This is a genomic window from Bowmanella denitrificans (assembly GCF_039522935.1).
In the GTDB taxonomy this organism is placed as follows: Bacteria; Pseudomonadota; Gammaproteobacteria; order Enterobacterales; family Alteromonadaceae; genus Bowmanella; species Bowmanella denitrificans.
Map to the genome: position 1 here is coordinate 1 of NZ_BAAAEI010000009.1, position 4,029 is coordinate 4,029.

Consider the following 4,029-nt stretch of genomic DNA (forward strand, 5'->3'; position numbering starts at 1 on the left):
GCTGGAAGGGGCTGACCACTTCTCCAATACCCTTTACTACCATCATAAAACCTTGTTCTACAGCGAGCTGCTTAACTGGCTTGAGCATAAATGTGGGTAAGGGAATCGTTGAAGGTTAGGGGCCGCTTGGTAGCGGCCCTTTCCCGATAGACTAACAAGACAGAGCAGAACACTTAAAACTCCGGCGCAACCGATAGAAAACCAAAGCTAGCGGCAGAAGATCATCCAAAAAGCCAAACAAAAGACACAAATACTTACAATTACTTGCGCTTCACACCATCAAATCCGTAATAAAAACGTTACAGAGCATCGCCAATCAGAATATTTTTTAGCCAGAAAAACCTATATAACTCAAATCCTATAGAAGCATTATCCCGACCGCGTACCTGCAACGCCCGCTGCGCTTTAGCGCTTAGATGGTCAGGTTCAAAAGTAAGCCAAAGTGATTACACTTTTTTGCATTTGTTATCATTTCGTAATAAAACGCTATCGCTGATTCATTCCTCATTGATTGAATGGAGTCAGTAAACACATAAGAAAACAAATACATGCAATGTGGACAAGGGAACTTGTTTTACGCAGCAGCATGCGAAGGGAGACATGATGTTAAAAAAACATAAAATCGCTCGCGCCATACAGTACTCATTACTGTTAGGCACAGTGGGAATTTCGCAGGGTGCATTGGCACAATCAACACAACAGGAAGACACCCTTCTCGAAGAAGAAGTTGTCGAAAAAGTCGCTGTTACTGGTTCGCGTATTCGCAGGGCCGAGTTTTCCAGCGCCTCGCCGGTACAGGTCATCAGTGGAGAAATATCCCGTGAAATGGGGTTGTTCAATGCCGAAGACATGCTGCAAAGCACTAACCAGGCTTCGGGTCTGCAGATTGATAACAGCTTTGGCGGCTATGTACTGGACAATGGCCCAGGCGCGTCGACTATCGGTTTCCGTGGCTTAGGTGCAGAACGCACTTTGGTGGTCCTGAATGGCCGCCGTATCGCGCCAGCTGGCGTCGGTGGTGCACCTGTTGCACCGGATCTGAACCTAATTCCCGGCGTGATGATCGATAAAGTGGAAAACCTGTTTGATGGTGCTTCCACCGTTTATGGTTCTGACGCTATCGCCGGTGTCGCCAACATTATTCTGCGTAAAGATGTGGAAGGTTTTGAGATTGAAGGATCTTATTCCAACCCGGAAGCAGCCGGTGGTGAAGAAGAAATTCTGTCCGCAATCTGGGGAACGACAACAGATAACGGCTTTATCACTGTCGGTATGGAATATAACAATCAGCGCCGTCAGACCCTTGCGCAGAATTCCTTCACCGGCAATTGTACTGAACAATATTATGAAGATACTGCCGGCAATAAACTAACCGATTACCGCAGTGGCGCACCGTCTGCGCTGGCAAAAGATTCATGCGACCTGTTCCCACTGACAAACCGGATGATTTCTGAGAACTTCTGGGGCAGCCTCTATTACACCCCAGGTAAAACCAACGTCGGTGTGCCAAATTTCTCAGAGTCGGGCGTTCCTTTCCAATACGTAGGAGAATTTCCGGAATGGGTCGGCGTTGACAGCAATGGTGATGGCATACTAGACGCAGGCATGGTAGATGGTGATGGCGATGGTCTGCAGGACATCTCTTTCCAGGACCCATTCTATGCATATGAAAGGACAGATCGCGCCAACTCAGCCGACTTTATCAGCCCATTGAAACGTTACTCCGTGATGGTAAATGGCGAGCATAGTTTTGGCGACGATAATGACACAACGGTATTTTTTGAAGGACTGTATGCCAAGCGTACAGGTGAATTCTTCAGGCCTGGTGGCTTCTTTGCCCCCTGGGTACCCAAAACTAACCCATTCAATCCTTGCGGTACATACGGTATAAATTGTGAGGAGATGCTAGGGTTTGACCGTGGTGGTGTTCGTTCCCGTGCATACCTGTATGGTATTCGTGGTGACCGTGAACTGCACAAGATTGATGTGGCCCAGTACCGTTTACTGACTGGCGTGACCGGTAACATTGGCGCGTTTGACAATTTGGGGCAAGGCAACTGGGCATATGAAGTATACGCGGGCTACAGTGCTTCAAAAGGGGATGACAGTCGTAACGGTATCCATGCAACGCGACTGGAACATTCACTGAACACTACTGTTCTGAACGATGATGGTACTTATTCTTGCGGTAATGGCAGCGATGGCTGTGTACCGGTCAATATGTTTGCTGACAACCTGTTTCAGTTGGGCGGTGGTCATTTCACCGCAGAAGAAGAAGCCTATCTGTTTACCGAACGTTATATGGAAACCAAGGTTAAACAGAGCATTGTCAGTGGCTATATAACAGGTGATCTGTTTGCCTTACCTTGGAACGACGAAATTGTTCCTATGGTGCTGGGTGCAGAGTTCCGCAAAGACGAAATCGAGTCCAATCCCAATGATGTCGCCGCCAAAGGCTTGATGTATAACTATTTTACCGACCAAGGCGCAGACGGTTCTCGCAATATGCGTGAAGTCTTCGCTGAGTTCGAGTTGCCGCTGCTGCGTGGTAAAGAGTGGGCTGAAGAGCTGACCCTGACCGCCTCAGGCCGCTGGACCGATGAAAGTTACTACGACCCGGCGTCAACCTACAGCCTGAAGATGGTGTATCGTCCGGTTGAGTGGTTTACCCTTCGTGGTACCAAAGGCACCTCTTACCGTGCACCTAACCTGCGTGAGCGTTTCCTGAACGGTACCACCGGCTTTAACAACGTCACTGACCACTGTGTGGTACCCGAAGCGGCGCGGGTGGAATCACTGGATCCCAACCTGCCTTCCACCTATGACGCAGCGGAAGAAACCCGTTTAGCCCGTGTAATGACCGCTTGTCAGAACAATGGGGTGGATCCAACCGCCCTCGGCCTAGGTCTGACCGGGACCAGCTATAGCAGTACCGTCAATACAGAGATTATCACCGGCGGCTCTGAAGAGCTTAAGGAAGAGAACTCAACAGCAAAAACTTATGGTTTTATCTTTGAACAGCCGTTTATTGAAGACCTGGATCTAACGCTGTCCGTATCCTGGTATGACATCGAGATTACCGACGCCATTATTGAACCTGCTCGTCAGTACATTATTGACCAATGTTATGACAATGAGCAGGAACCAGACGGTACCAGTGGCTTCTGTAACCGCATCAGCCGCGATGCCAGCGGCCGCTTGCAGATGCTTGATGCCAGCTTTATCAATGCCGGTCTGTATACCTCGAAGGGGATTGATTACAACATTTACTATAATCAGGACTTTGTCCTGGGTGGTAAGACTCTGGATGTCATATTTGACCTTCAGGCCACCCAGATGAAAGAGCAGATTGAGGATATTCTTGGTTCAATCGACGATAACGTTGGCGAGCCAGCAATGCCCGAATGGCGTGCCAGCGCCAGGCTGTCGTTTGGTTATGATGATTTCCGTCTAAGCTGGATCACCCGCTTTATCGGTGCAGGTGAGCTGGACGAAGCCGGTGAGTTCGCCAATGACAGCACCACTCCACCTTGCGATGGCCTGGAAATTCAGTGCCGCCCGGTATGGTATACAGAAGACTATTATCGTCATGACGTATCCCTGAACTGGACGCAAGACAACTACAGTGTCACTTTCGGGATCCGCAACCTGTTTGACGAAGCCCCGCCCAAAGCCGATGATGATGGTGTGTTCTCCAGAAGAAACATCCCTCTTGGTGTTGGCTATGACCTGTTTGGCAGAACTGCTTACCTGAACTTTGGTGTGGATTTCTAATAACTAACTTAAAGAGCTAAATAAAGGCACCTTAGTAGCAATACTCTGGTGCCTTTTGTTTCTGACGTTTTGGGGAAAATAATTAATATGAAAAAACTGCTAGCAATCGTTAGCCTGTCCTTATTCGGCGCTATATCCCAGGCCCAAACCACGTATGAAGTGGACGCCTTCGCCGCGTTACCAGCCATTCAACAGGCCAGTGTCTCACCCGACGGTAAACGCCTGGCTGTGCTCAGAGCTACCAGTAAAAATGGT

The 4,029-nt window shown here is 48.9% G+C and carries 1 protein-coding gene; it reads left to right on the forward strand.

All coding sequences use genetic code 11. From position 1 onward, the window contains the following. Positions 1-603: 603 nt before the first annotated feature. Entirely contained in the window at positions 604-3,774 is a 3,171-nt protein-coding gene (locus ABD028_RS09565; RefSeq protein WP_343844475.1) for a TonB-dependent receptor domain-containing protein, read from the forward strand. Positions 3,775-4,029 lie beyond the last annotated feature (255 nt).

Coding starts and splice junctions, on each gene's coding strand:
- ABD028_RS09565 (WP_343844475.1), top strand. CDS start 604: ATGTTAAAAAAACATAAAATCGCTCGCGCCATACAGTACTCATTACTG.